Source organism: Allosphingosinicella sp. (genome assembly GCF_036387215.1).
Classification (GTDB): Bacteria; Pseudomonadota; Alphaproteobacteria; order Sphingomonadales; family Sphingomonadaceae; genus Allosphingosinicella.
In genome coordinates, this window is sequence record NZ_DASVUE010000059.1 from 1 (window position 1) to 3,841 (window position 3,841).

4 protein-coding genes are annotated in these 3,841 nt (G+C 67.4%); 2 read left to right on the forward strand and 2 right to left on the reverse strand.

Annotated elements, in window-relative coordinates:
• Positions 1-182 precede the first annotated feature (182 nt).
• Together VF662_RS02820 and VF662_RS02825 are read left to right on the forward strand one after the other, a co-directional pair.
• Positions 183-1,115: an alpha/beta fold hydrolase gene (locus VF662_RS02820; RefSeq protein WP_464137461.1), complete on the forward strand. Its 933-nt coding sequence runs from the start codon at positions 183-185 to the stop codon at positions 1,113-1,115.
• Positions 1,112-2,233, forward strand: a complete 1,122-nt coding sequence (locus tag VF662_RS02825; RefSeq protein ID WP_464137463.1) for an NAD(P)/FAD-dependent oxidoreductase — start codon at positions 1,112-1,114, stop codon at positions 2,231-2,233. The genes VF662_RS02820 and VF662_RS02825 overlap by 4 nt, the downstream gene beginning before the upstream one ends.
• On the opposite strand, the gene rnhA is transcribed toward VF662_RS02825, so the two are convergent.
• Positions 2,206-2,655: a ribonuclease HI gene (gene rnhA / locus VF662_RS02830; protein WP_464137465.1), complete on the reverse strand. Its 450-nt coding sequence runs from the start codon at positions 2,653-2,655 to the stop codon at positions 2,206-2,208. The genes VF662_RS02825 and rnhA overlap by 28 nt on opposite strands.
• A gap of 15 nt (positions 2,656-2,670) precedes the next feature.
• The gene (gene ispH, locus VF662_RS02835; RefSeq protein WP_464137467.1) at positions 2,671-3,621 is read right to left on the reverse strand and encodes a 4-hydroxy-3-methylbut-2-enyl diphosphate reductase; all 951 of its coding nucleotides are present in this window, start codon (positions 3,619-3,621) and stop codon (positions 2,671-2,673) included.
• Between the last annotated feature and the right edge of the window lie 220 nt (positions 3,622-3,841).

Genomic DNA, 3,841 nt, shown 5'->3' on the forward strand with positions numbered 1-3,841 from the left:
AAGGGGATCGCACCGAGCGCGATCGCGCCGTTGAGCCAATTGGGGATCGTGCGCGTGCGAAGGTCTCCAGCCGCCGCCACGATCAACATCGCGGCGAGGATTGCGACCAGCAAATCTGCAAAAACCCCCTGCATGAAGAGAGCTACTAGACGTGGTTACTTGCCAAACCGTAACCAGCGCCGATGAAAGTGGGCCCGATCGACCGAAGAGCGCTTCCGCCGCAAGCAAGGGTCGCGGTGTGGCAATCGGGCGACACCTGGCCGATGCGGCGGCTCGAGTGGGTCCAGCCGGAGGGGCGGCCCGTGCGCGGAAGCCTTCTGTTGCTCGGCGGGCGCGGCGACTTCATCGAAAAATATGTGGAGCCGCTCGCTTACTGGCACGCGCGCGGGTGGAACGTGACCTCGTTCGACTGGCGCAGCCAGGGGGAGTCGCAGGGCAGCATCAAGGGCGGACACCTCGACAGCTTCGACGATGTGCTCAGCGACGGTGCCGCCTTAATCGAGGATTGGCTTCAAGGCGCGAGGCCGCATGTGGCGGTCGGCCATTCGATGGGCGGGCATCTCCTCCTCCGGATCCTTGCCGAGCGCCGGCCGCCCGTCGCTGCGGCGGTGCTGGTGGCGCCGATGGTCGGCATCAATTCCTCGCCGCTGCCGCCCATGCTGGCGCAGGCGATCGCGCAGAATCTCACGATGTTCGGCCGGGGAAGGATTCCGGTCTGGAAGCATGAGGGGAAGCTGCAGAAGGGATCGCTGCGGAGGAAGATCCTCACCTCCTGTCCCAAGCGCTATGCGGACGAGCTCTGGTGGTTCGAGCAGCGTCCCGCTTATTCGCTCGGCGCGCCGAGCTGGGGCTGGCTTGCCGCCGCCTACCGTTCCATCGCTTCGCTGACCGCGGCGAAGCTTCGTTCGATCGATCTTCCGGTGCTCCTGCTTGGGACGGAGCGCGACCGCCTGGTGAGCCCGGGAGCCATCAAGTGGGCCGCGGAGCTGCTTCCGAATTCCGAGCTGATGATGTTCCCGGAGGCGGGCCACGAGATCCTGCGTGAGGCGGATCCCATCCGCATTGCCGCGCTCGAGCGGATCGACCGCTTCCTCGACGAGCGTGCGGCCGCGTGACTCGACAAGCGGACATCGTCGTCGTCGGTGCGGGAATGGCCGGGGCAAGCCTTGCCGCGGAGATCGCGCCGCACGCGCGGGTGATCCTCCTCGAGGCGGAAGGGCAGGCGGGCTATCATTCGACCGGCCGCTCCGCCGCCTTCTGGTCGGAAAGCTATGGCGGGCCGCTGGTGCAGCCGCTGACCAGCGCGTCGGGGCCTTTCCTCCGAAACCCGCCGGCGGCCTTCCACGAGCGGTCCTTTCTGTCGCCTCGAGGCGCCGTGCACATCGCCGATGCCGCCGGAGAAACGGTGCTGCACGAGATGCAGCTGGAATTCCGGGGCTCGCCCGTCGCGATGGAGCTGCTCGGGCGCGAGCGGCTCGAGCGGATCGTCCCGGGATTAAGGCCGGGCTGGGAGCACGGCCTCGCCGAGCCGAGCTGCGCCGACATCGACGTCGCAGCGCTTCACGCGGCCTATCTCAAGGCGGCGCGGGCCGCGGGAGCACAGCTCCTGACCGGCTGCGGCTTCGAGCAAGCGGAGCGGACGCCGGCGGGATGGCGGATCGAGACGTCCGGCGGGGTCATGGAAGCCCGGGTCATCGCCAACGCAGCGGGGGCGTGGGCCGATGCGGTGGCCGATCGGGCAGGGGAGAGAAAGGTCGGCATCCAGCCCTACCGGCGCACGATCGCGCAGCTGCGTGTCTCCCCTCCGGCTCCGCGGGATCTGCCGCTGGTGATCGACGCGGGCGGGCATTTCTACTTCAAGCCCGAAGCGGGCGGTCGGCTGTGGCTGAGCCCGCATGACGAGACCGCCTGCGACCCCTGCGATTGCGCCCCCGAGGAATATGACGTCGCCCTTGCCATCGACCGGCTGGAAAAGGTGGTCGACTGGCGGGTCGAGCGGGTCGAGCATAGCTGGGCCGGCCTCAGGAGCTTCGCGCCCGATCGGCTGCCGGTCTACGGCTTTGCTAGTGGTTGCCGGGATTTCTTCTGGTTCGCGGGGCAGGGCGGGTTCGGCATCCAGACGGCGCCCGCAGCGGCCAAGCTTGGCGCCGCCCTGCTGCTTGGGACCCCGCCGGACCCGATGGTCGCGTCAATCGACCCTGCGCCTTATTTGGCGGAGCGGTTCACGAACTGAGAGGCGGCCGCGCAGGCGAGCTGGTCGGCGCGCTCGTTCTCGGCATGGCCGGCATGGCCCTTCACCCACCGCCAATCGACCTTGTGGGGCTTTGCCGCGGCGAGGAGCTCCTGCCAGAGCTCGGCATTCTTGACGGGCTTGCGGTCGGCGGTGCGCCAGCCGTTCTTCTGCCAGCCGTAGATCCACTTCGTGATGCCGTCGCGCACATAGACGCTGTCGGTGGTGAGCGTCACCTCGCAGGGCCGCTTCAGCGCCTCCAGCGCCCGGATGGCGGCCAACAGCTCCATCCGGTTGTTGGTGGTGAGCGCCTCGCCGCCGGAGAGTTCCTTTTCATGTGCGCCGGAACGGATGACCGCGCCCCAACCGCCGGGGCCGGGATTGCCCTTGCACGCGCCGTCGGTGAAAATCTCGACCTTGGTCATTCGTCGCGGGTCGGGTCAGGCTGCTTCGAGGCTGCGGGGCAGCTTGAAGACCATCCGCTCCTCGACGCCTTCCACCGGCTCCTCGTGCACGTCGAAATGCTTGCCGAGGAAATCCACCACCTCTCGGACCAGCACTTCGGGGGCGGAGGCTCCGGCTGTGATGCCGAGCGTGGAGGCGCCGTCCAGCCAGGCGAGGTCGATGTCTTCTGCGCGGCCGACCAGCCAGGCGGGGGTGCCCTCGCGTTCGGCCACTTCGACGAGCCGGACGGAGTTGGAACTGTTGGGCGCGCCGATCACGAGCATCGCGTCGCAGCGCCGCGCGATCTCCTTCACCGCCGCCTGCCGGTTCGAAGTCGCGTAGCAGATGTCTTCGCCCTTGGGGCCGGTGATCGTGGGAAAGCGGCGCTTCAGGACCGAGATGATGCCGGCCGTATCATCCACCGAGAGAGTCGTCTGGGTGAGGAAGGCGAGATTCTCGGCATTGGCCGGGGCGATCGCTTCGGCGTCCTCGGCAGTCTCGATCAGGGTCATATTACCTTCCGGCACCTGCCCGAAGGTTCCGATCACCTCCGGGTGACCGGCATGGCCGATGAAGAGGATATGGCGCCCATGCTCGATATGCCGCTCGGCCTGGCGGTGCACCTTGGAGACGAGCGGGCAGGTGGCGTCGAGATAGGAAAGGCCGCGCTCCTCCGCCTTGGCCGGCACCGCCTTCGGGACGCCATGGGCCGAGAAGACCACCGGAACGCCGTCCGGGACTTCGTCCAGCTCTTTCACGAACACCGCGCCCTTGGCCTTCAGACTATCGACGACATATTTGTTGTGGACGATCTCGTGGCGGACGAAGACCGGCGCTCCGTAGCGCTCCAGCGCAAGCTCGACGATGTTGATCGCGCGGTCGACGCCTGCGCAAAAGCCCCGCGGTGCCGCGATCAGCAGGGTGAGGGGCTTCTTCGATGTAGCCATTGCGCGCCTGTACTGGATTGCTTGCAGGGTTGGAACCCGGTTCCTATGATCCCGCCCGACCTTCCGGGGGGCTTTCGACGCTCCATATGTTTGAGGACCATTGTTCGTGATCAAGCCCAAAGCCGCACTTCCCGCCCTTCTGTCGCTTGCCATGCTGGGCTGCGCGAGCAGCGGCGAAATCACCCAGGGCGGCATCACCGCCATCCGCACCGCCTGCCCG